The 21,583-nt window shown below is 73.4% G+C and carries 18 protein-coding genes; 8 read left to right on the top strand and 10 right to left on the bottom strand.

The window, feature by feature from the left end; translation table 11 throughout:
• Positions 1-11: 11 nt before the first annotated feature.
• From modB to C8E97_RS14615, 3 genes are read right to left on the bottom strand one after another with little or no spacing between them, the layout of a single operon-like run.
• The gene (gene modB, locus C8E97_RS14625; RefSeq protein WP_121005885.1) at positions 12-812 is read right to left on the bottom strand and encodes a molybdate ABC transporter permease subunit; all 801 of its coding nucleotides are present in this window, start codon (positions 810-812) and stop codon (positions 12-14) included.
• Positions 809-1,555 carry a molybdate ABC transporter substrate-binding protein gene (gene modA, locus C8E97_RS14620; RefSeq protein ID WP_121005883.1) on the bottom strand — a complete coding sequence of 249 codons (747 nt, stop codon included), beginning with the start codon at positions 1,553-1,555 and terminating at the stop codon, positions 809-811. The genes modB and modA overlap by 4 nt, the downstream gene beginning before the upstream one ends.
• 3 nt (positions 1,556-1,558) lie before the next feature.
• Positions 1,559-1,957 carry a TOBE domain-containing protein gene (locus tag C8E97_RS14615; protein WP_121005881.1) on the bottom strand — a complete coding sequence of 133 codons (399 nt, stop codon included), beginning with the start codon at positions 1,955-1,957 and terminating at the stop codon, positions 1,559-1,561.
• A 210-nt stretch (positions 1,958-2,167) separates the two neighbouring features.
• Between C8E97_RS14615 and C8E97_RS14610 the strand changes: the two genes are divergently transcribed.
• Together C8E97_RS14610 and C8E97_RS14605 are read left to right on the top strand one after the other, a co-directional pair.
• A complete protein-coding gene (locus C8E97_RS14610; RefSeq protein ID WP_121005879.1) occupies positions 2,168-4,513 on the top strand; it encodes an immune inhibitor A domain-containing protein in 2,346 nt (781 codons plus the stop codon).
• An 81-nt stretch (positions 4,514-4,594) separates the two neighbouring features.
• Complete coding sequence (locus tag C8E97_RS14605; RefSeq protein ID WP_147455117.1) at positions 4,595-5,176, top strand: hypothetical protein; 582 nt, start codon at positions 4,595-4,597, stop codon at positions 5,174-5,176.
• Positions 5,177-6,137: 961 nt separating this feature from the next.
• Here the strand turns inward: C8E97_RS14605 and C8E97_RS34545 are convergent.
• From C8E97_RS34545 to C8E97_RS14595, 3 genes are all read right to left on the bottom strand, one after another.
• Entirely contained in the window at positions 6,138-6,293 is a 156-nt protein-coding gene (locus tag C8E97_RS34545; RefSeq protein ID WP_170211852.1) for a hypothetical protein, read from the bottom strand.
• A 94-nt stretch (positions 6,294-6,387) separates the two neighbouring features.
• The gene (locus C8E97_RS14600; protein WP_121005875.1) at positions 6,388-7,416 is read right to left on the bottom strand and encodes a GDSL-type esterase/lipase family protein; all 1,029 of its coding nucleotides are present in this window, start codon (positions 7,414-7,416) and stop codon (positions 6,388-6,390) included.
• A 419-nt stretch (positions 7,417-7,835) separates the two neighbouring features.
• On the bottom strand, positions 7,836-8,768 hold the full coding sequence (locus tag C8E97_RS14595; RefSeq protein ID WP_121005873.1) for an SDR family NAD(P)-dependent oxidoreductase: 933 nt from the start codon (positions 8,766-8,768) through the stop codon (positions 7,836-7,838).
• 108 nt (positions 8,769-8,876) lie between these two features.
• Here C8E97_RS14595 and C8E97_RS14590 point away from each other — a divergent pair, with 108 nt between their 5' ends.
• Entirely contained in the window at positions 8,877-9,452 is a 576-nt protein-coding gene (locus tag C8E97_RS14590) for a TetR/AcrR family transcriptional regulator (protein ID WP_121005871.1), read from the top strand.
• Positions 9,453-9,519: 67 nt separating this feature from the next.
• On the opposite strand, the gene C8E97_RS14585 is transcribed toward C8E97_RS14590, so the two are convergent.
• Positions 9,520-10,050: an ArsR/SmtB family transcription factor gene (locus C8E97_RS14585; RefSeq protein WP_121005870.1), complete on the bottom strand. Its 531-nt coding sequence runs from the start codon at positions 10,048-10,050 to the stop codon at positions 9,520-9,522.
• 93 nt (positions 10,051-10,143) lie between these two features.
• On the opposite strand from C8E97_RS14585, the gene C8E97_RS14580 reads away from it, so the two are divergent.
• The 4 genes from C8E97_RS14580 (at position 10,144) to C8E97_RS14565 (ending at position 15,886) form a co-directional block, all read left to right on the top strand.
• Positions 10,144-11,490 carry a M20/M25/M40 family metallo-hydrolase gene (locus tag C8E97_RS14580; RefSeq protein ID WP_121005868.1) on the top strand — a complete coding sequence of 449 codons (1,347 nt, stop codon included), beginning with the start codon at positions 10,144-10,146 and terminating at the stop codon, positions 11,488-11,490.
• Positions 11,487-13,265 (top strand): S9 family peptidase, encoded by a 1,779-nt coding sequence (locus tag C8E97_RS14575; RefSeq protein ID WP_121005866.1) that lies wholly within the window; start codon positions 11,487-11,489, stop codon positions 13,263-13,265. The genes C8E97_RS14580 and C8E97_RS14575 overlap by 4 nt, the downstream gene beginning before the upstream one ends.
• A gap of 496 nt (positions 13,266-13,761) precedes the next feature.
• Positions 13,762-15,405 carry a peroxidase family protein gene (locus tag C8E97_RS14570; protein ID WP_121005864.1) on the top strand — a complete coding sequence of 548 codons (1,644 nt, stop codon included), beginning with the start codon at positions 13,762-13,764 and terminating at the stop codon, positions 15,403-15,405.
• 1 nt (position 15,406) lies between these two features.
• Positions 15,407-15,886 (top strand): DoxX family protein, encoded by a 480-nt coding sequence (locus tag C8E97_RS14565; protein ID WP_121005862.1) that lies wholly within the window; start codon positions 15,407-15,409, stop codon positions 15,884-15,886.
• A 307-nt stretch (positions 15,887-16,193) separates the two neighbouring features.
• On the opposite strand, the gene C8E97_RS14560 is transcribed toward C8E97_RS14565, so the two are convergent.
• Entirely contained in the window at positions 16,194-18,137 is a 1,944-nt protein-coding gene (locus C8E97_RS14560) for an MDR family MFS transporter (protein WP_121011515.1), read from the bottom strand.
• A gap of 167 nt (positions 18,138-18,304) precedes the next feature.
• Here C8E97_RS14560 and C8E97_RS14555 point away from each other — a divergent pair, with 167 nt between their 5' ends.
• Complete coding sequence (locus C8E97_RS14555) at positions 18,305-18,781, top strand: MSMEG_6728 family protein (protein WP_121005860.1); 477 nt, start codon at positions 18,305-18,307, stop codon at positions 18,779-18,781.
• A 116-nt stretch (positions 18,782-18,897) separates the two neighbouring features.
• Here C8E97_RS14555 and C8E97_RS14550 read toward each other — a convergent pair whose 3' ends face one another.
• A complete protein-coding gene (locus tag C8E97_RS14550; protein ID WP_121005858.1) occupies positions 18,898-19,149 on the bottom strand; it encodes a hypothetical protein in 252 nt (83 codons plus the stop codon).
• A gap of 143 nt (positions 19,150-19,292) precedes the next feature.
• Complete coding sequence (locus C8E97_RS14545) at positions 19,293-21,122, bottom strand: DNA/RNA non-specific endonuclease (protein WP_121005856.1); 1,830 nt, start codon at positions 21,120-21,122, stop codon at positions 19,293-19,295.
• Positions 21,123-21,583: the final 461 nt, after the last annotated feature.

The following is a 21,583-nucleotide window of genomic DNA, read 5'->3' as shown; positions in this document are numbered from 1 at the left end:
GCGCGGCGCGGTCACGGCGACCCCCCGATCCACCGGTCGCGCAGCCCGGCCAGCACGCCCACCGACACCAGCAGCAGCACGACGCTGAGCACGACCGCCGCGTCCGGGTCGGTCTCCAGGGCCAGGTAGACCGCCAGCGGCGTGGTCGTCGTCTCGCCGGGGAAGTTGCCCGCGAAGGTGATGGTCGCGCCGAACTCGCCCAGCGCGCGGGCCCAGCACAGCACCGCGCCCGCCACCACGCCCGGCGCGATCGAGGGCAGCGTGACCCGGCGGAACGCGAGCAGCCGGGACGCGCCCAGGGTCGCGGCGGCCTCCTCGTGCCGGGGGTCGGCGGCCCGCAGCGCGCCCTCCACCGAGATGACCAGGAACGGCATCGCCACGAACGCCTCCGCCACGACCACGCCGGCGGTGGTGAACGGCAGCGACACCCCGAACCACGCGTCGAGGTGCTGCCCGATCAGCCCCCGCCTGCCCAGCACCAGCAGCAGCGCCACGCCGCCCACCACCGGCGGCAGCACCAGCGGCACGGTCACCAGCGCGCGCAGCAGGCCGCGCCCCGGCAGGTCGGCGCGGGCCAGCAGCCACGCCAGCGGCACGCCGAGCACCAGGCACACCGCCGTCGCGAGGCTCGCGCAGACCACGGAGAGCCGCAGCGCCTCGCCCACCTCGGCGCTCAGCAGCCGGCCGGGCAGCGACGCCCACGGCGTGCGCACGAGCAGGCCCGCCAACGGGACCAGCAGGAACGCCAGCCCCAGCACGGCGGGCAGCGCCAGCGCCACCGGCGTTCGCCGCCGCACCCGACGCGCCGTCACGGTGTGTCGAACCCCGCGTCCGCGAGCACCGCCCGGCCCCGCTCGGACCGCACGAGGTCCACGAACGCCCGCGCGCCCGCCCCGTTGGGCGCCGCCTTCAGCGGCGCGATCGGGTAGTCGTTGGCGGCCCGCTCCGCCTCCGGGAACGCGATGCCCTCCACGTCCGCGCCGGCCGCCCGCACGTCCGTCCGGTACACCAGGGCCGCGTCGACCTCGCCGAGCCGGACCTTGGTCAGCGCCGCCTTGACGTCCTGCTCCACGGTGTCGGGCCGCGGCGCCACGCCGGCGGCCGCGAACACCGCCTTCGCCGCGGCGCCGCAGGGCACCTGCTCGGCGCACACGGCGATCGCGGCGTCGTCCCGGCCGAAGTCGGCGAGGCCGGCGACCCGGCCGGGGTTGCCCTTCGGCACCGCGATCCGGAGGGTGTTGCGGGCGAACACCACCGGTGGCTCCGCGATGCCGCCCGCCGCCACGACCTGCTCCAGGTTGGCCGGCGCGGCGGAGGCGAACACGTCGGCGGGCGCGCCCTCGACGAGCTGCCTGGCCAGCGCCGAGCTGCCGGCGAAGTTGAACCGCACCCGCACGCCGGGGTGCGCGGCCTCGAACTGCCCGCCGAGCGCGGTGAACGCCTCGGTGAGCGACGCGGCGGCGAACACCGTCACGGTCCCGGTGACGGCGGTCGACGGCGCGCCGCACCCGGCGAGCGCGAGCGCGGCGGTGAGCGCGAGCGCGCGGCGGACCACGGTTCAGCCCTCCGGGATCTCGACGACGACGTGCGTGGACTTGATCGAGGCGACGGCGACGCTGCCGACCTCCAGGCCCAGCTCGTCGGCCGCCTCCCGACTCATCAGCGACACGACCCGGAACGGCCCGGCCTGGAGCTCGACCTGCGCCATCACGACGTCCTTGACCACCCGCGTGACGATGCCCCTCATCCGGTTGCGCGCCGACGCGGCGACGGTCGTGCCGGGTTCGACGGCCTCGGCGAGCCGCTGGGCGAACTCGGCGAGGTCCCGGCCGGCGACGCCCTTGCGCCCGTTGTCGAGCTGGACGGCGGGCAGCCGGCCCTGGTCGACCCACCGCCGCACGGTGTCGTCGCTGACCCCGAGCAGGGCGGCGGCCTCGCTGATCCGCAGATTCGGCACCAGGAAATCTTAAACGCCGCAAACGCGGGACGAAAGTCGCCTGCGACTTCCCCGGTCCTCAGCGCCGCAACCACCGCCCGGCCGGCCGGCCGACCCGCCCCCGCCCGTCCCCGTGCTCCCGACTTCCGGCTGTGCCGCTCGCGCGAACCGCTACGTAAGGTCCCCGCACGACGTCACCCACCAGCGGTGACCTACCAGGGAGGAACCTTCGTGCGAAGACTCTTAGTCGCCGCGGCAGCGATCGCGCTGACCACGGCCGGCATCACGGCCACGCCCGCGGTCGCGGCCGCCGCGCCGGGCGCCGCCGCCGAACCCGCGGCGCGGCAGGTCGACGAGCTGCCCCACCCGTTGGAGGACAAGCGGCGGGCCCTGCGGCAGGAGGCGCTGGCCAAGGTGCTGGCCGGCGAGGCGACCGCGGAACGGCGCGGCGCGAGCACGGTGGTCAGGCTCGGCAAGGACCGGGCGGGCCGCAACGGCAAGGTGGACCAGTACGTCGAGCTGGAGCGGGAGAAGGTCGACAAGATCTTCGTCGTGCTCGCCGAGTTCGGCGACGAGCGCCACCCCGAGTACCCCGACCGGGACACCGCGCCCGGCACGCCCGGCCCGCGGCGGTTCGACGGCCCGCTGCACAACCAGATCCCGCGGCCCGACCGCGCGGTGGACAACACCACCATCTGGCAGCCGGACTTCAGCCGCGAGTACTTCCGGAACCTGTACTTCGCCACCGACCCCGGCGCGAACTCCGTCGCCAACTACTACGACAAGCAGTCGTCCGGCCGTTACAGCGTCACCGGCACGGTGACCAACTGGGTCAAGGTCCGCTACAACGAGGCGCGCTACGGCCGGTCCGACGGCTTCCCGTGCGCCGCGAACGTGTGCAACAACAGCTACGAACTGGTCCGCGACGCGCTCACGCAGTGGGTCGCCGACCAGCAGGCGGCGGGCCGCACCACGGAGCAGATCCGCGCCGAACTGGCCGCGTTCGACGAATGGGACCGCTACGACTTCGACGGCGACGGCGAGTTCAACGAACCCGACGGCTACCTCGACCACTTCCAGATCGTGCACGCGGGCGGCGACCAGGCCGACCGCGACCCGTGGCAGGGCGAGGACGCGATCTGGAGCCACCGGGGCTACGCGTTCAAGAACTACAACACCGGTCCGGGCACGAACAAGCTGGGCGGCGCGCCGATCGGCGACACGGGCCTGTGGGTCGGCGACTACACGATGCAGCCGGAGAACGGCGGCGTCAGCGTGTTCGCCCACGAGTACGGCCACGACCTGGGCCTGCCCGACCACTACGACACCGCCGGCGGCACGAACAGCGTCAACTGGTGGTCGCTGATGGGTCAGACGCGGGTCGGCGAGCCGGGCGAGGCGCCGGGCACGCGGGCCAACGAGCTGTCCGCGTGGGACAAGCTGCAACTGGGGTGGCTGGACTACGAGGTGGCCGTCGCGGGCCAGGAGCGGACCTTCGACCTCGGACCGCACGAGTACCACAGCGCCAAGGCGCAGGGCCTGGTGGTGGTGCTGCCGGACGTGGCCAAGACGTTTTACTACGGCGACCCGTTCGCGGGCTCGCGGATGTGGTGGAGCGACAAGGGCAACGACCTGGACAACTCGATGACCAGGTCGGTGGACCTGACCGGGAAGTCGACCGCCGAGCTGACCCTCAAGGCGCGGTTCGACATCGAGGAGGACTTCGACTACCTCTACGTCGAGGCGGCCAACCCCGACGGGAGCTGGACGCAGCTGGACGGCACCGTGGACGGCCGCCCGTTCCTCCGCGACTCCGGCGCCGCGCCCGCGATCGGCGGTTCGACCAAGGGCCGCTGGGTCGACGTCCGGGTGCCGCTGAACGCGTACGCGGGCAAGGACACCAAGCTCCGGTTCGCCTACCGCACCGACGGCGGCCTCGCGCTCCAGGGCTTCTTCGCCGACGCCGTCACGGTGACGGCCGACGGCGTCCCGCTGCTGGAGGACGGCGCGGAGACCGGCACGGGGTGGGCGCTCAAGGGCTTCCGCAGCACGGCGGGCACCGAGACGAAGTCGTTCGACCAGTTCTACATCGCCTCGAACCGCACCTACGAGTCTTACGGGAAGTACAACCGCACCGGGCCCTACCGGTACAGCTTCCCGGACAAGCCGAAGCTGGTGGAGCACTTCCCGTACCAGGACGGCCTGCTGGTGTCGCTGTGGGACACCAGCCACCTGGACAACAACACCAGCGAGCACCCCGGCGAGGGGCTGATCCTGCCGATCGACGCGAACCCCGCGCCGATCCACCACCTGGACGGCGCCGCGTGGGCCCCGACCGTGGGCGGCTACGACGCGCCGTTCGGGTTGCAGAAGTCCGACTCGTTCACGCTGCACGTCAACGGCAAGGCGTCGTACGTGCGCGGGCAGCCGGCCAAGCCGGTGTTCGACGACACCGGGCAGTTCTGGTTCCCGGAGACGCCCACCGCGGGCGTCAAGCTGCCGGCGGTCGGCGTTGGCCTGCGGGTGCTGTCGCAGTCCGGCACGTCGATGAAGGTCAAGCTGTTCCGCACCAGGTGATCGGCGGGCGCTAGGCCGTTCGGCACCGGACGTGATCCATTCAGTGTCACGTCCGGCGTCCGTCCGGCGATGTAGTCGGACATGGTGAGATCACGTGCCGCGGTGGCCGCCGCCGTCCTGGTCGCCGGGTTCGCGGCGACCGCCTGCGCGCAGCAGGTCGCCCCGGCGGGTCCGGCCGAGTCGGCCACGCGGACGAGCGAGCCGCTGCGCATCAGCCTGTGCGACAGCCCCGGCGACCTGACGGCGTGGATGCGCGCCGACGGGCTGCCGGTGGACGACGCGCGCTGCACCGCCGAGCCGGGCGACGGGCGCGCGCTGCGGGCGTACGGCAAGTGGGCGTTCCCTCCGTCCGGCCGGGGCCGGCCGCCGGTGACCTCGGTGGAGATCGCGGTGTTCGCCGACCGGGGCGCGGACGGGGCCGGCGCGTTCGACGAGCTGAAGGGCTCCTACCCGCCGCACGAGCAGCGCTCGGTGGCCGGCCACTACGCGCGGGTGGCCCACGCGCGCGGGCGGACGCTGGTCAACCTGCCGGAGCTGGCCGAGCCGCTGGACATCACCATCACCACGGCGGTGACCGCCGCGTCCGACGCGGAGTACGCCGGGATCCGCGCCGCGCACCTCGGGGCGTTGGAGCACCTGGTCGCCGAACTGGTCGGGCGGTGAGCCGGCGGGACCGGGCCCCGGTGAGCCGCCACCGGCCCGCCGCACGCGGCTCGGCCACGCCCCCTGCAAAGGTGACGTGCGCCACCGCGCCCCGAATGGCGACATCGCGAACAATTCCGGCTGTCGGTATGCGTCCTCGACACCCGAGCGGGAAAAGCGGCGCGATCGCGGACTTCGGATTATGTCCGCCCCGATGGAAATCGGTCGTGAACCCTCTCCCGTGGGCCGCGCCCGGTTGCGCCGACCACTTGGAATATTCACGGTTGCAGCAATGCGGCCGGATCGATTGGGCCAAGTCGCGCGCACCACTCGCCCCAATACGGTATAGGGCGCGCGGCGAGTGGCGGCGCGCCTTTCGCACTTTCACCCGTTCAGCCGCTTCCGACGATCCGGGGGCGGCTAATACCGTCTCGCACGGATCGCGTTCCGGGACGAACACGATCCGATCCGGGGAGCGGAGAGGGGATTCGCAAGTTTTCCTTATCAAACCCGCCCCGGTGCTGCCCACCGTTGTCCGGCCTGCACGAGCGTCGCCGCGCGTGCCCGGAATGGGCCCGCAACGGGCCGGGATCGGCGCACGAGGCTCCGCGTCAGGCGAGGTCCCCCAGTCCCGCCTGACGCTCGCGAGGGCCGGGGAGTCCGTCCACGGGACTCCCCGGTCCTGTTCTCCCCCGACCCTCCTCCGCCCCGATCCTCGTCCGCCCGACCCCGAGGCGAAGAGGAAGGCGCGGGGGCATTCCAGCGGGTTTCCGGCTCGTGGCCGACCACGCCGCGGAACAGTCGATTGCGATTGGCCTCGGCGCAGCCGCTGTGACGCGGTCCGGTCGAATGCCTGTTCGGACCGCACCGGACGACGAGGTGATCACCCCGCGCGGCGGGGCGCGCCCGCGGCCCGGCCGCGCCGGGCGCCCGACCGGGGCCGGCGGAATGGACCCGCGGATTGCGCACGGGTCGATTCGGGTCACCGCCCCGCGATCGACGCGCGGGCGCACCGCCGGCGCACCAGGGAGTAGTCGGCGGCGCACCCGATCAACAGCGCGCCCGACAGCAGGACCAGCAATTCTCCGCCGTGGACCGCGCACGCGCAGACCAGGGCGGTCCAGAGCAGCAGCCTCATGGGACAAGGCTAGGGATCTGCGTCACATCCGGCGGGAAACTTTAGAGTTCCTTAGGGTGGGAACTTCCGTTCACCGGCCCGACACGCCGACCCGTCACGCCGGGGCGACCGCGTGCAGGCCGCCGTCCGAGCCCTCCAGGCAGCGCGCCGCCGACGCACCGCTCCACACGAACTCGGTCACGCAGCGCCCCAGTTGCTCGTGCCCGGCGGCGTTCGGGTGGAAGGACTGCTGCGCCAGGTGGAGGCCGATGGCGTCCAGTCCACCGTGGACCAGCGCGTGCGGGTCGACGGTCAGGCGGCGCTGCCACTCGCCGTCGGGGTCGAGGCCCTCGGCGCACGCCTCGCGGCCCTCCGTGGCGCGGGAGAGGTCCAGGAACCGCGCGCCCGTGCGGACCGCGACCCCGCGCAGCGCCTCGGACAGCTGCGGCACGGCCACCGTCCGGCCGTAGGCCGCGTCGGCGAGCCGGATCGGGCAGCCCTGGGGACCGTGCAGCAGCCCGTCCATCTCCTCCGTCACCGGCGACGCGTAGGACGTGAGCACCAGCGCGTACGCCGAGTCCGCGTACCCGGCCCGCGTCATGGCCGACCGCACGTCCCGCACCGCCCGCTCGACCTTGGGCGCCATCGCCGCCAGGCGCGCGGGCCACTCCTCGGCGAGCGCGGAGCGGCAGCCCGGCCCGAAGGGGTTCGCCCAGGCGGCGACGCAGTCCACCATCGTGTCGGCGAACCGGGGGTCGTCGTTCGCCCCGACCTGCACCAGCACGGTGGTCACGCGGTACCGCCGACCGACGTCGACCAGCCGCCGCGCCTGCGAGCCCTCGGTGTAGTGGGTGGTGCCGGCCAGCGACACGTGCGCCGAGTCCGCGCCCGAGCACGCCAGGTTGACGGTGTGGTCGGCGAGCCTCGTGCGGTGGACCATCGCGCGCGTGGAGCGGTGGCACCAGTTGCCGTTCTCGCCCTCGGTGCCCGGCTCGTACGCGCCCGCGCCCTCGCCCGACATGGCGCTGTCGCCCAGCGACACCACCGCCGTCGGCCGGGTGTCCACCGCGCCGGCGGACACCGGCAGCGCCACGACCGACGCCGCGGCCAGCACGACCGCGCCCACGACCCGACTCCACGTCACCGCGAGACCTCCAGCCGCTCGTGGCGTCCGGGTGGTGGACGCCAGCCCACGGTAGGGGCGGTGGCACGCACCGACAATGAGCCGAAGCGGTCATCCGGCGGTCACCCGGACGGCCGTCGCGCGGCCCCTCCGCGACGCCCGTCCGCGCACCACCGCGCGGCGTCGCTCACCCCTGCGCACCACCACGCGACCCGACGCACCACCGCGCGACCCACGCACCGCCACACACCATCGCGCGACCTATGCACCACCACACACCACGGCGCGACCCACGCACCGCCAAGCGCCACCACGCGACCCGCGCACCACCGCGCGTCACTCCCGTACCGCCGCACGCCACCGCGTCCGGGAGGTCGCGACACCGCCGGTCCGGGCCGGTGGGACGCGGGGGCGCCCACCGGCCCGGCCGTCCTCCCCCGCTACCGCGCCTGCTCCGAGACCTCCCACAGCCGCGCCGCCGCCTCGGGGTCGAGCGCGTGGGCGGCGACGCCCTCGCGCGGCTGCTCCGCGTCGGCAGGCCCCGCCTCGCGGCAGTCCTCGAAGTACCTGCCGCCGACGCCGTCGAGCAGCGGCGACGCGGCCACCAGGGCCGACGTGGCCGCGCCCTGCTCGGCCGTCTTCCACCGGACACCCACCTGCTCGACCGACGCCTTCACCTGTTCGAGCTCTTCCGGGGTCAGGTACCGCTGGAGGTTGGTCATGATCACGCCGGGCGCGAGGGCGTTGACCGAGATCCCGTCGTCCGCCCAGCGCTTGTGCGCCTCGATCGCGAACAGGATGTTCGCCGTCTTGGACTGCGAGTAGGCCACCCACGGGCTGTAGGGGCGCTGGTGGAAGTGGATGTCCTCGAAGTCCACGCCCGCTCCGAGGTGGGCGACGGAGCTGACCACGGCCACGCGGGCGCCCTCCGCCGCGAGCGCGCGGTGCAGCCCGGTGGTGAGGGCGAAGTGGCCCAGGTGGTTGGTGGCGAACTGGAGTTCCCAGCCCTCGGGCGTGCGCGTCTCCGGCGAGCCCATGATGCCGGCGTTGTTCACGAGGATGTGCAGCGGCCCGTCCCAGTTCGCCGTGAACGCCGCGACCGACGCCCGGTCGGCCAGGTCGAGCGGCGCGACGTGGAGCGCCCGGTTGCCGGTGGTCCCGGCGATGTCGTCGGCGGTCCGCCGTCCGGCGGCGGTGTCGCGCACCGCCAGCGTGACCTCCGCGCCGGCCGCCGCCAGCGCCCGTGCGGTCTCGACGCCGATGCCGGACGACGCCCCGGTGACGACGGCGCGCCGACCGGTGAGGTCGACACCGGCCAGCACGTCGGAGGCGGTCGACTCCGCGTCGAACGGCGTGCTGATGCGTTCGCTCATAATGTTCCCCTCAGTACCCTGAAGCGGAGGCTCCTCCGCTGCCCCGAACCTATCCGGAGGCCCCTCCGGATAGCATTGAGACGTCCGTCACAGCCGGAAGGAGCTGCCGTGAACGCCTCGCGCCCCCTGCGCGCCGACGCGCGGCGCAACCGCGAGAAGCTGCTCGCGGTGGCGCTCAAGGCGTTCTCCGCGAACGGCGACGCCGCGCTGGAGACCATCGCCAAGGAGGCCGGCGTGGGCATCGGCACCCTCTACCGGCACTTCCCCACCCGCGAGGCCCTGATCGAGGCCGTCTACCGCTCGGAACTGGCCCGCCTGTGCGACTCGGCGCGGGAACTGCTGGGCACGATGCCGCCCGACGAGGCGACCAGGGCGTGGATGGACCGGTTCCTCGACCACCTGGCCGCCAAGCGCGGCATCGCGGACGCGCTGAAGACGGTCATCGCGTCCGGCGGCGACCCCTACAGCGAGAGCCGCGAGAAGCTGATCGAGGCGATGACCCTGCTGCTCGACGCGGCGAAGGAGAAGGGCGTGCTGCGCGGCGACCTCGACCCGCTGGACGTGCTGGCCACGATGAGCGGCATCGCCCTCTCCACCGGTATCGCGGCCGGCGAGGAGAGCGAGCGCGAGCGGGCGGGCCGCATGATGGACCTGCTGATGGACGGCCTGCGCTACCGCGCCTGACCGCGCTCCGGCGCTCCGGCTGCCGGCGCTGCGAGCGCCAGCGCTCCGGGCGTCAGGGCTCCGGGCGTCAGGGCTCCGGGCGCGCCGCGAGGGACCACAGGTAGCTCAGCGCTTCGCCGTCCGGGTCCTCGCGGGCCAGGAACTCGCCGACCAGGTCCAGCAGCCGGGCCTTCAGCTCCGCCTGCGACTCGGCGTTGAGGCGCAGCACGCCGCGCGACATGTCGCGGACCGAGTCGGGACCCGCCTCCACGATCTCCGCGCGGTGCGCGGCGAGCACCGCCAGGTCCACCCGCTGCGCCAGGCCGACGCCCTCGACGTCGACCAGGCCGAGCCGCCACGTCCGACCGGTCGCCCGGTAGGGGCGCTCCAACGCGCCCTTCGCACCCGTGCGCACCGGTTCCGCGGCGAGGAAACCGGTGTTGACCAGCGCCCGCACGTGCCGCAGGGCGGTCGCCGGCGCGACCTCCAGGCGTTCGGCCAGCTCCTGGTTCGTCCACGCCCGGTCCAGGCACAGCCGCAGGATGCGCCAGCGCAGCGGGTGCGCCAGCGCCTTCAGCTCGGCCACGGAGGCGGTGCGCTCGGACTGGTCTGCGGACACCCGCCGGATGTTAGCCCAGGTCTCCTTGCCGGCCCCCACAGTGATTTGGTTCACTGCTATCGATTGCACTTTCTGAAATCGATAGGGGTCCCGATGGGGTTGGCGGAACAGGTCGGCGACTGGGTGCGGGAGCGGGAGGCGGAGCTGCTGGCCGAGCTGGCCGCGTGGCTCGCGCAGCCCAGCGTGAGCCGCACCGGCGAGGGCATGGCCGACGCGGTCGCGCACGGCGTGGAGTTGCTGCGGAGAGCCGGGCTGACGCCCGAGGTGGTCGAGACCGGCGGCTGGCCCGCGCTGGTCGGCACCGCGCCCGGACCGCCGGGCGCGCCGCACGTCCTGGTGTACGGCCACTACGACGTGCAGCCGGCCGGGCCGCTCGACGAGTGGGACTCGCCGCCGTTCGAACCGACCTTCCGGGACGGCCGCGTCTACGGCCGGGGCGCGGGGGACAACAAGGGCCAGCACCTGGCCCAGCTGCTCGGGCTGCGGGCGCTGCGCGAGGTGACGGGCGGGCTGCCGTGCCGCGTCACGGTGCTGCTCGACGGCGAGGAGGAGATCGGCAGCCCGCACCTGGCGAACGCCCTGCGCGCCCTGCCGAAGCCCGACCTGGTGGTGTGGAGCGACGGGCCGGTGCACGAGTCCGGGCGGGCCTCGGTGGTGCTCGGCGTGCGCGGCATCGCCACGTTCGAGCTGCGGGTCAGGGGCGCGTCCGGGCCGCTGCACTCGGGCAACTGGGGCGGTGTCGCGCCGAACCCCGCGTGGCGGCTGGTGCACGTGTTGGCGGGCATGCGCGACGCGCGGGGACGGGTGCTGGTCGACGGGTTCGCCGACGACGTGGTCCCGCTGAGCCCCGGCGAGCGCGCGGCGCTGGCCGCGCTCCCCGCGGACGTGCCCGAGGTCCTGGCCGGCATCGGCGTGTCCGGCATGGAGCCGCCCGCCGACCTCGGCTTCTACGAGCGGCTGACCGGCCCCACGTTCAGCATCAACTCGTTGACCTGCGAGGACGGCGGCGAGCACCGGACCGTCATACCGCACGTCGCGGTCGCGAAGTGCGACATGCGGCTGGTCGGCGGGCAGCGGGTGGAGACCGTGTTCGCGGCCATCCGCGAGCACCTGGCCCGCCACGCGCCCGACGTCGAGCTCACGCCCGGCGGCGCGATGGAACCGTCCCGGACGCTGCCCGAGACCCGCTGGACCGACGCCGTGCTGCGGGGCGCGGCGGCCGGGCTCGGCGAGGAGCCGCTGCTGGTGCCCGCGCTGGGCGGCAGCCTGCCGATCGCGGCGTTCAGCGACGAGCTGGGCGTGCCGTGCTACGGCGTGCCGCTGGCCAACGTGGACGAGCGGAACCACGCCCCGAACGAGAACCTCGCGCTGGACTGGTTCCGGCGCGGCGTGGTGGCGGCGGCGACCGTGCAGCAGGCGATCGCGGCGGTGGGGCGATGACGCTGACCGACTTCGAGCGGGTCACCGACGCGGCGCACGGGCCCGGCGGCGCGCTCGCGTGGATCAGCGACGCGACCGGCCGCCCCCAGCCGTGGGTGGACGGGCGGCACGTGCCCGTCGCCGGTTCCGCGCGGCGGTGCGCGTGGCGGCCGGACGGCGCGCGGCTGCTGGTGCTGACCGACCCCGACGGCCGCGAGGACCACTGGCTGGGCGAGCTGGACCCGGCGACCGGCGAGGTGGAGTGGGTGGTCGCGGAGCAGGGCGTGCGCTGCGAGATCGGCGTGCCCTACGGCAGCGCCGGCGACCCGTACAGCGCCGACGGCGCGCTCCTCGCCTACGCGAGCAACGCCCGTGACGTCGAGGTGTTCGACGTGCTGGTGCGCGACGCGAACGGGTCGCGGATCGTGCTGCGCGGCGACGACCGCTACCTGCCGATGGGGTTCTCCCCCGACTCCCGGCTGCTGCTGGTGGTCAAGCTGCACCAGAACACCGAGCACGAGCTGTTCGTGGTCGACCTCGCCACCGACACCGCGCGGCGGCTCACCGAGCCCGGCGGCCCGGCCAAGTGGGAGCCGGTCGCGTGGCTGCCCGACTCGTCCGGGATCGTCGTGTGCACCACGCACGGCCGCGACTCCGTCGGCCTGGCGACGCTGTCGCTGACCGGCGAGGTCACCTGGCTGGACACCCCGGAGTCCGATGTGGAGGGTGGCGCGCTGTCCCGCGACGGCGCACGCCTGGCGTGGGGCCGCAACGAGGACGGGTGGACGCGGCTGCTCTGGTCCGAGCGGGGCGGCGAGCCGCGCGAGGTCGCCGGCCTGCCGCGCGGGCTCGCGGTCTGCGAGTGGGGCCTCGGCGGCCACGTCCTGCGCTTCACCCACGACGGGCGGCTGCTCGTGGTGCTCGCGAGGGCCGACGCGGCGACCGAGCTGTACCTGGCCGACCTGGACGCGGGCACCGCGGAGCGGCTGACCGACTTCGGCGCCCGCCTCCCGGACGACCTCGTGGCGCCGACCGTCGTGCACGCGACGAGCGCGGACGGCCTGGCGGTGCCGTGCCTGCTCTACCGGCCGCCCTCGGCGAGCCCCGACGCGCCCGCGCCGGTCGTCATGACGGTGCACGGCGGCCCGGAGTCGCAGGCGTACCCCGAGTACGACCCGATGGTGCAGGAGCTGCTGGCCGCCGGGATCGGCGTCATCGCGCCCAACTTCCGGGGCTCCTCCGGCTACGGGCTGCGCCGCCAGCGGGCGATCTACCGCGACTGGGGCGGCGGTGACCTGGCGGACCTGGCCGCGGCGGCGGACCTGCTGGCGGACGTCGACTGGGCGGACGGGACGAGGCTCGGGGTGCACGGCGCGTCCTACGGCGGTTTCGCCGCGCTGTCCTGCGCCTCCCGGCTGCCCGACCGGTGGCGGGCGGCGGTCAGCGAGTGCGGCACGTCCGACCTCGTCACCGACGTCCTGGACTTGCCGCCGACGTGGCGGAAGCGGAGCAAGGAGTGGATCGGCGACCCCGACGACCCGGCGGACCTGGCCCGGCTGACCGAGCGCAGCCCGCTGGGCAACGCCCACCGGGTGCGCGTCCCGGTGCTGTTCCTGCACGGCGAGAACGACACCCGCGTCAAGCCCGAGGAGTCCGAGCGGATGTACCGGCGGCTGCGGGAGCTGGGCAAGCCGGCGCGGCTGGAGCTGCACCCCGGCGTCGGGCACGAGGTCGACCGCGAGGGGTGGGCCGCCGCGGTGGAGCTGATCGTCGGGTGGTTCACCGCGCACCTGTGACCGGTGGAATTCCGAGCCGATCTTGGCATAACGCGCACACACCCCCGCTTGCATTCCCGAGAACCGATCTTGAGAATTGATCTTGGAATAGCGGAGTTCCACCGCCGGTGATCGGGCACGGCGGTGATCGCGGTCCGCGGCGGCGGCGCCGACCACCCGTCCCGCGCGGTTCGGAACGCGGCGGTCCCGAGCACGTCGTCGGCCCGCGGCCCGATCCTCCGACCGGGTCGCGGGCCGCGTCGTCGGACGACGTCCGGGCTGGTGGGCGGCGGTGGTCACCACCCCGTCGGCGGTTGCGCCCGGCGCGCCGTGCACGCTCGGTCGATCCACGACCTCCCCGGTCGATCGATCATTCAGCTATGTGACCGGCGTTCAGGAATAAATTTCGATGTATCCATCGAATGGCGGTCGACCCCTGTATCAATGAGGGGAGCGCGCCGGGGGGCGCGCCCACCTGTCCGGGGGGATCTTCGGACGAAGCAAGGGGGAGGCAGATTTGAAGCACCACGGCGTGAAGAGCTTCTTCGTCGTAGGCGAGGGGGTGCTGGAGTTCGACCGGAACCAGGAGCCCGCCAGCCGGCGTCCGCTGACCGTGGAGGAGCTGCGGAGCTTCCGGTTCTCGCGACTGGGGCCCGAGGGCGTGCAGACGCCCGAGGACGTCAGGGTCGCCCTGGCCACCGCCATGACGGCGGAGGAGCCGACTCAGCCGGACTCCGCGGACCCCGCGATCCCGGCCGGGTTCACCTACCTCGGCCAGTTCGTCGACCACGACCTCACGATGGACCGCACGGAGACCCAGCTCGGCGGGGACGTCAACCTCGACGACCTCGTGCAGGGCCGGTCGCCCGCGCTCGACCTGGACTCGGTCTACGGCCGGGGCCCGCTCGACCCGACCGACCGCGTCTGCTACGCCGCCGACCAGGTCAAGCTCAAGATCGGCCGGACGTCCAAGCCGCTGTTCCCGGCGGACCTGACGGACGTCGAGCTCGACGGGTTCGACCTGCCGCGCGCGGGTTCCGGGGCGACCGGCGCCGACCGCAGGCGCGCGCTCATCCCGGACCTCCGCAACGACGAGAACCTGGTCGTCGCGCAGACCCACCTGGCGTTCATCCGGTTCCACAACCGGGTGGTCGACGAGCTGGCGCTGACCGGGCTGACCGGGCAGCGGCTGTTCGAGGCGGCGCGCGCGCAGGTCGTGCGCCACTACCAGTGGATGCTGCGCACCGACCACCTGCCGCGCATCGTCGAGCCGGCGATCGTGGACGACGTGTTCACCAACGGCCGGAAGTTCTTCGAGACCGGCCGGGGCACGTCGCAGGAGGCGACGATGCCGCTGGAGTTCTCGGTGGCGGCGTACCGGCTGGGCCACAGCATGATCCGGGCGGCCTACCAGTGGAACCGGGTGTTCAACAGCGCCGGCGGCGAGGGCGGCATCGCCGGCCTGGACCTGCTGTTCGCCTTCAGCGGCACCAGCGGCAACTTCCAGCCCGGCACCGACCAGGACGACCCGACCGTGGCCGGTGTCGACCGGCTGCCGACCAACTGGATCGCCGACTTCCGCAGGCTGTACGACTTCACCGAGGCCGGGCGGCCGGACCTGGTGCCCGGCGCGGGTGGCGGCAACATCACCAAGCGGGTCGACACGCTGCTGGTCAACCCGCTCACGCTGCTGCCGGCGGGCACGTTCGACGGGCGCGGCACGACGTTCCCGGCGATCCACCGCAACCTGGCCTTCCGCAACCTCACCAGGGCGAACATGGTGAAGCTGGCCAGCGGTCAGCAGATGGCGTCGCTGTTCAACGAGAGCGCGCTCACCGCCGAGCAGATCCTCGACGGCAACCAGGGCGTGACGCTGGACTCGCTGACCGACGAGCAGCGCGCGGCGGTCGTGGAGCACACGCCGCTGTGGTTCTACATCCTGCGGGAGGCCGAGTTCCACAACGGCCTGCTCGGCCCGGTGGGCGGTCGCATCGTGGCCGAGGTGTTCCACCGGTCGATGGAGGTGTCGCGCACGTCGATCGTCCGGGAGCCGTCGTGGCGGCCGGTGTTCGGGCCGGACGCCGAGACGTTCCGGATGACCGACCTGCTGCTGTTCGCCTTCGAGGGCAAGGCCGACCTGCTCAACCCGTTGGGGGACTGACATGTCGACGACACGCGATTACGAGGTCGAGGAGGTCAGACCGGAGCCGCCGCCGCCGACGTGGTGGGACCGGGTCGAACAGGGGCTGCGCCGGTTCGCGCCGCCCGCGCTGCGAGTGGTGATCGGTCTGGTGTTCGTGTGGTTCGGGCTGCTGAAGGTGGTCGACCGGTCGCCGGTCGCCGAGCTGCTGAGCGCCACGCTGCCGTTCGTGCCGCAGGGCCTGCTGCTGCCCGCCCTGGGTTCGGTGGAGGTCCTGCTCGGGGCGGCGCTGGTGATCGGGCGGTTCCGGCGGATCACGCTCGTCGTGACCGGGGGCCACCTGGCGGGGACGTTCCTGGTGTTCGTCACCGCGCCGTCGCTGGCGTGGTCGGACGGCAACCCGTTGCTGCTGACCGCCGACGGCGAGTTCGTGCTGAAGAACCTGGTGCTCCTCTGCGCCGTGCTGATGTTGCTCGGCCACCGCCGACCGGACGGTCGGTGATTCGGGCGGCCCTGCCGGTGCCTCGGCGCCCGGCAGGGCCGTCGCCCGCTCCGGGTCGACCGGCGGTCCGGTCGGCGGCCCCGAGCCCCGTCCTGACCGCGCTCGGGTGCTCGGGGTCGCGCCGACCGGATCGATGGCGGACGGGCCGGAAGAGCCGGGCCGCGTCGACCCGCACAGGGACGGCGCGGCCCGGACCCGTGCGCGCCCGAAATCACACGGACGCGGGATCAGACGGGCCCGGTGTCACACGGACACTGGCCTGCACGGGCCTGGTGTCACACGGACGCGGGCCTGCACGGACGCGGGGTCACACGGACGCGGGTTCGCGTTCGGCCAGCGCCCGGCCGGTGGTCACCAGTTCGGCTGCGACGCGGTCCACCGCCTCGGTGAACTCCGGGTCCTCGCAGCGCCAGTCGACCAGCTTGGCGTGCAGCCAATCCCGCCAGGCGTCCACCAGGCGGGTGAACACCTCTGTGCCCTGCGCCGTGAAGCGGTAGTGGTCGGCGGTCTCGGCGAGCAGCCCCTTCACCATGAGCTGCCGGGCCACCGGCTCGAACACGCCCGCCGGCACGCGCGTCTCCTCGGCCAGGCGATCCAGGGTCGCGTCGCCGTGGCGGGCGCTCTGCCGGAACACCTTGAGCACCAGCCACGCCTGCGCGTGGTTGAGCGGCAGCCCGGACGAGGCCAGCACCTGCGGTGTCGGGTCGCGGCGCTCCTGGCTCACGATCAGCGCCACGAGCTTCTCCAGCTCCTGCTCGGACTCGGCCGACTGCGGCACGGCGAAGCTCTCCCCCACGCCGTTGTTGCCGGACGCCGCCGCGCGCGAGGTGTCGCGCAGGGGCACCTCGCGGAGGAACAGGGCCACGACGAACGCCACGACGGCCACCGGGACGACGGACAGGAACACGCCCTGGATGGTGTCGGCGTAGGCGGCCACGATCGGGGCTTTGAGCTGGTCGGGCAGCTCGTGCAGGAGTTGCACGTTCGTCGCGGCGCGCGGGTCGACGCCGGGTGGCACCGCGCCGGCCAGGTGCTCGGGCAGGTTGCTCGCGTAGACGGTGCCGAAGACCGCCACGCCGAACGAGCTGCCCAGCGTGCGCAGGAAGCTCACGCCCGAGGTCGCGACGCCCAGGTCCTCGTAGTCGCTGGTGCTCTGCACGACCACGATGGACACCGGCATGCACAGGCCCTCGCCCAGGCCGAGCACGAGCATGTAGACCGACGCCTCCCAGAACGAGGTGTCGACGTCCAGCAACGACAGCAGGAGCAGCCCGGCGACCATCAGCGTGGTGCCCACGAGCGGGAGCGCCCGGTACCGCCCGGTCTTGCCGATCACGTTGCCCGCCGTCACCGAGGCCACGAGGATACCCGTCACCAGGGGCAACATCTCCAACCCCGATTGGGTGGCCGACGCGCCGTGCACGTACTGGAGGTAGGTCGGTATGAACGTGACGCCGCCCAGCATCGCGAACCCGACGACGAAGCTCAGCACGCTGCACACGGTGAACACCCGCTTGCGGAACAACCGCATGGGCAGCATGGGTTCCGCCGCCCGCTGCTCGACCCGCACGAACAGCGCCAGCGCGACCAGGGAGCCGGCCGCCAGCCACAGGATGGTCGGCGAGGTCCAGGGTTGCTCCACCCCGCCCCAGCTCGTGACCAGCGTGAGGCCCGTCGAGGCGAGGGCGATCAGCAGGATGCCCGCGTAGTCGATCCTCGGTCTGCCCGCCGACCGCACGCCGGGCAGCGCCAGAGCGCCCACCACCAGCACGATCACGCCCAGCGGCAGGTTGACGTAGAACGCCCAGCGCCAGCTCAGGTGGTCCACGAACAGCCCGCCCAGCAGGGGGCCGACCACGGTGGACACGCCGAACAGCGCCCCGATTATGCCCTGGTACTTGCCGCGTTCGGACAGCGGCACGACGTCGGCGATCACGGCGCTGGAGGTGACCAGGAGGCCGCCCGCGCCCAGGCCCTGGACGGCCCTGGCGGCGATCAGCCAGGCCATCGAGTCCGCCCAGCCGCACAGGAAGGAGCCGACCATGAACAGGGCGACGCTGGCGAGGAACGCGGGCTTGCGGCCGAACAGGTCGCCGAACTTGCCGACCAGGGCGGTCGTGATGGTCTCGGCGAGCAGGTACGCGGTGACCACCCACGACAGGTGCCCGCCGCCGCCGAGGTCGCCGACGATGGTGGGCAGCGCGGTGGCGACGATCGTCTGGTCCAGGGCGGCCAGCAGCATCCCGAGCATGATCACGGTGATGACGGCGGTGCGCGCCCGCCGCCCGACCTCGACCCGTTCGACCACGCGGAACCTCCCGAGTGGACGATAGGGCGACTCGTGCGGTTCCGCGCGCCGTGTCTCCCGTACGGGGTCTCCCGCGACATGAAGGCCGCGGGACCGGGTACCCGTCCGATGTGCAGACCTTCCTCCCCTATCCCGACTTCGCCGAGACCGCGCGCGTGCTGGACAAGCGGCGGTTGGGCAAGCAGCGCGTGGAGGCGATCCAGGTGCTGCGCGGCCTGATCGTGCCCGGCTACGGCTGGCGGCACCACCCGGCGGTGAAGATGTGGGCCGGGTACGAGGAGGCGCTGGTGCGGTACGGGCTGGAGGTCTGCGCGGTGTGGTGCGCGATCGGGCACGCGGACACCTGCGCGGCCACGCTGCGCGCCGGCCTGGCCGACGTCCGGGGCGAGGACGGGGTGCGCGACCAGGCCGCGCTGGCGGCGACGGGCGACCTGCCGCCGTGGCTCGGCGACGAGGCCCTGCACCTCAGCCACCGCTCCGCGCTGGTGCGCAAGGACCCGGCGCACTACGGCCCGCTGTTCCCGGACGTGCCCACCGACCTGCCCTACGTGTGGCCCGCCTCGGACCGCGTGCGCCGCACCGCCTGACGACCACCGCGAACGGCCCTCACCGGGCACCCGCAGGAAGGCGGCCCGGCGGCCACCGGTGAACCGACCCGGCCCACCGGAGGCAGGCGCGCCGCCGATCCGACGGACCGATTCGGTCAGCACCCCGACTCCAGTGTGGCCGACGCTCGGCACCCGGCCAGTGCCGCCGCGAGACCGGCGCCCGGGGTCGCGATGTCGTGGACGAGCAGGTCGACGCTCGTGAGCAAGGGTCGCAGGTCCGCCACCCGGCTGCGCGGCAGGACGTGGCCGACGCCCTCGTCCGTGGGCGGTGCGCCGGCGAACGCCTCCGCCAGGGCCGGCGGTATGGACGGAGAGGCGTGACCGTGGGCCACGAGAGCGGCGAACATGGTGCGCGCTCTCCAGCGCATCGGGCCGCCGTCCGCCCGACCGACCGAAAACGGCGCCGGGCTCGTGCCGCACCCGCCCGGCACGAGCCCGGAACCCCGCGGCCGGCCGCGCCCCGACCGCCCGCCCCCGCCTCAGGCCGGGGTCACCACTGGATCGATTCCAGCGCGTCGAGCGGCCGCCGCTCCGCCAGGGACTCCGGCACCACCAGCGTGTCGGCGGCCCGCAACGCCTCCGGGAACGTGAAGCCGCACCGCTCCTCCACCTCGGCGACCGTCACCTGGTACACCCGGAACTCGTCCAGCTCCAGCGCCTCCAACTGGTCGAGGTGCTGGGTCAGCACGAACGCCCGCGCCTTGAGCACCCCCTGCGCCACGAACGCGATGACCTTCCAGTACTCGCGCGGCAGCCGCACGCCCCGGAACACCCGGTCGTCGTCCCGGAAGACCGGTCCGCCGTAGACGCTGACCTTCAGGTCGTCCACCTCGGCGTCGGCCAGCACCGCGTCCTCCAGCCTGCCCCACAGCCCCCGGCGCGCGCTCTGGTTGAAGTCGTCCATCTGGGGCGTGATGTTGGTGAAGTAGAACGAGTCCACGTTGGCCTGCTCCGCTTCCGCCTTGGCGCCCCACAGCAGGTCCGCGCGGCGCGCCAGGTGGCCGCGGTCGAGCCGGTTGCCCCGGTACAGCTCGTCGCCGACCTGGAACTCGGCCGGGATGCGCGGGTCCAGCACGAACGGGATGCCGCTGCGGTTGATCGACTTCAGGGTCCGCCCGTCGATGTTCCACGCCACCCAGAACGCGAACCGGCGCGACTTGCTCTGCGCGAGCGAGAAGTGCGTGTAGTCCACCACCACCGAGCCGTCCACCCGCACGGCGTCCGCCTCGGCCGCCGCCCCCAGCACCGGCACGCCGACCCGGACGCCGAGGAAGTCGGCCGAGAAGCCCTTCTTCGCCAACGCCTCCGGCTTCGGCGGCGTGATCGTGACGCCCAGCTTCTCGAACACCGACCGCGGCAGGCACGCGAGCGCGTGCTCGTCGGCGCTGCCGCCCACCTCACCGCCGAAGTGCAGGCCCGCCAGCGTCTTGCCGGTCCGGCCGTTGGCGGACTTGAACACCCACGCGCTGCCCGAGTCGCCGCCCGTGCTGATCTCGCCGCCGGGCGCGGGTCGCGCCGGGTCGGGCCCGATCTCGAAGCAGCCGATCTCCCGCTCGCCCACCGAGCCGCCGTAGTCGAGCTTCACGATGGCGTCGACGCGGCGCACGATCCCGTGCGTCACACCGGTCGTCCGACCGCTCTTGACGACCTTGTCGCCCAGTTCCGGCTCGCCGATCCGGTCGACGGCCACGCCCAGCTCCAGGATGTCGCAGACGAACTCCCGGTCCTCGATGGTCGCGATCGCGCAGTCGCCCGCCGCGCCCAGGTGCGAGCGGACGAGCCTGCCCAGCCGGTTGCGCTCGACCCGGTTGTCGTCGTGCGGGCCGGGCTGGACCACCACGTCGCCGAGCGCGCCGTCCGGGCCGTGCAGGACGTGCCAGTTCGACAGGACGTACGGCGTGCCGTCGACGCGGTCGTAGACGACGCAGCCCACGGTGCCCGCCGCGACGTTGACGTGGCCGACGCTGGCGCCGGGGGCCACCGGGTCGAGGCGGCTCTTGCGGTCGTCGGACGCGCGTTCCGACACGACGTGGAAGTCGGTGCGGTAGTCGCGCTCCAGCACGTCGGTCGGGACCGCGACCCCGTCCACGGTGATGGCCTCGGGCAACAGCGCGGTGCCCAGGGCGCTCAACGCCTCCGGCTCGGCCTTCCGCCGTACCGTGAACTGGATGGCGATCTCGTCGGTCGGCTTGCCGTCCTCGACCTTGTAGCCGATGCCGATCGAGGAGACGTTGCCGTCGCGCAGGTACTCGGAGCCTTTGGTGCGCACGAACCGCCGGAGCGCGGGCAGCAGCGCGTCGTTCTTCTTCTTCGCCTTCATGGCCTGATCCCCCTGAACACCGCGTCGGTGGTCTTGCTGTCGACCGACCGGGACGCGTCGTTACCCGGAGGCCGGCCGGTTCACCCGTCCGGCCCAAGACCACCCACCGAACGCCGGTATGATCAAGTTTTCCCAAGCGGGGCAACGGGACGGCCAACTCGTGGCGACCCGCCGCTGAACGGCCGGTGGCGACGCGGGGGTGGCGGGCCGATCGGGCAGTTCCGTCGCATGTCCTTTGTGGACGGATGGAACGGCGGCCGTCGGCGGGCTCGGTCGTCGTGCACGGCTCCTGTGGTCCGGCGCGAGTCGTCGTAGCCGAGCGTCCACGTGCGTGCGCAGTCCTCGCCGACCACCTACCGCGGTAGCCCGTTCACACGTTCGGCAATCCCCACCCACGGCGCTTGACACCCGCATGTACACCTGAAAGCCGGCCGGAAATCACCTTCCGGGTGTACGCACGG

It is taken from the genome of Saccharothrix australiensis (assembly GCF_003634935.1).
Lineage (GTDB): Bacteria > Actinomycetota > Actinomycetes > Mycobacteriales > Pseudonocardiaceae > Actinosynnema > Actinosynnema australiense.
The sequence above is the reverse complement of the archived record's forward strand: the minus strand, read 5'-3'. Positions and strand labels throughout refer to the sequence as shown.

What these genes read in the sequence shown, in the direction of transcription:
- C8E97_RS34545 (WP_170211852.1), bottom strand. Translation starts at nt 6,293, where the DNA reads ATGAGGCTGCTGCTCTGGACCGCCCTGGTCTGCGCGTGCGCGGTCCAC.
- C8E97_RS14550 (WP_121005858.1), bottom strand. Translation starts at nt 19,149, where the DNA reads ATGTTCGCCGCTCTCGTGGCCCACGGTCACGCCTCTCCGTCCATACCG.
- C8E97_RS14545 (WP_121005856.1), bottom strand. Translation starts at nt 21,122, where the DNA reads ATGAAGGCGAAGAAGAAGAACGACGCGCTGCTGCCCGCGCTCCGGCGG.
- C8E97_RS14575 (WP_121005866.1), top strand. Translation starts at nt 11,487, where the DNA reads ATGACGCTGACCGACTTCGAGCGGGTCACCGACGCGGCGCACGGGCCC.
- C8E97_RS14580 (WP_121005868.1), top strand. Translation starts at nt 10,144, where the DNA reads ATGGGGTTGGCGGAACAGGTCGGCGACTGGGTGCGGGAGCGGGAGGCG.
- C8E97_RS14565 (WP_121005862.1), top strand. Translation starts at nt 15,407, where the DNA reads ATGTCGACGACACGCGATTACGAGGTCGAGGAGGTCAGACCGGAGCCG.
- C8E97_RS14560 (WP_121011515.1), bottom strand. Translation starts at nt 18,137, where the DNA reads ATGCTCGGGATGCTGCTGGCCGCCCTGGACCAGACGATCGTCGCCACC.
- C8E97_RS14595 (WP_121005873.1), bottom strand. Translation starts at nt 8,768, where the DNA reads ATGAGCGAACGCATCAGCACGCCGTTCGACGCGGAGTCGACCGCCTCC.
- C8E97_RS14605 (WP_147455117.1), top strand. Translation starts at nt 4,595, where the DNA reads ATGGTGAGATCACGTGCCGCGGTGGCCGCCGCCGTCCTGGTCGCCGGG.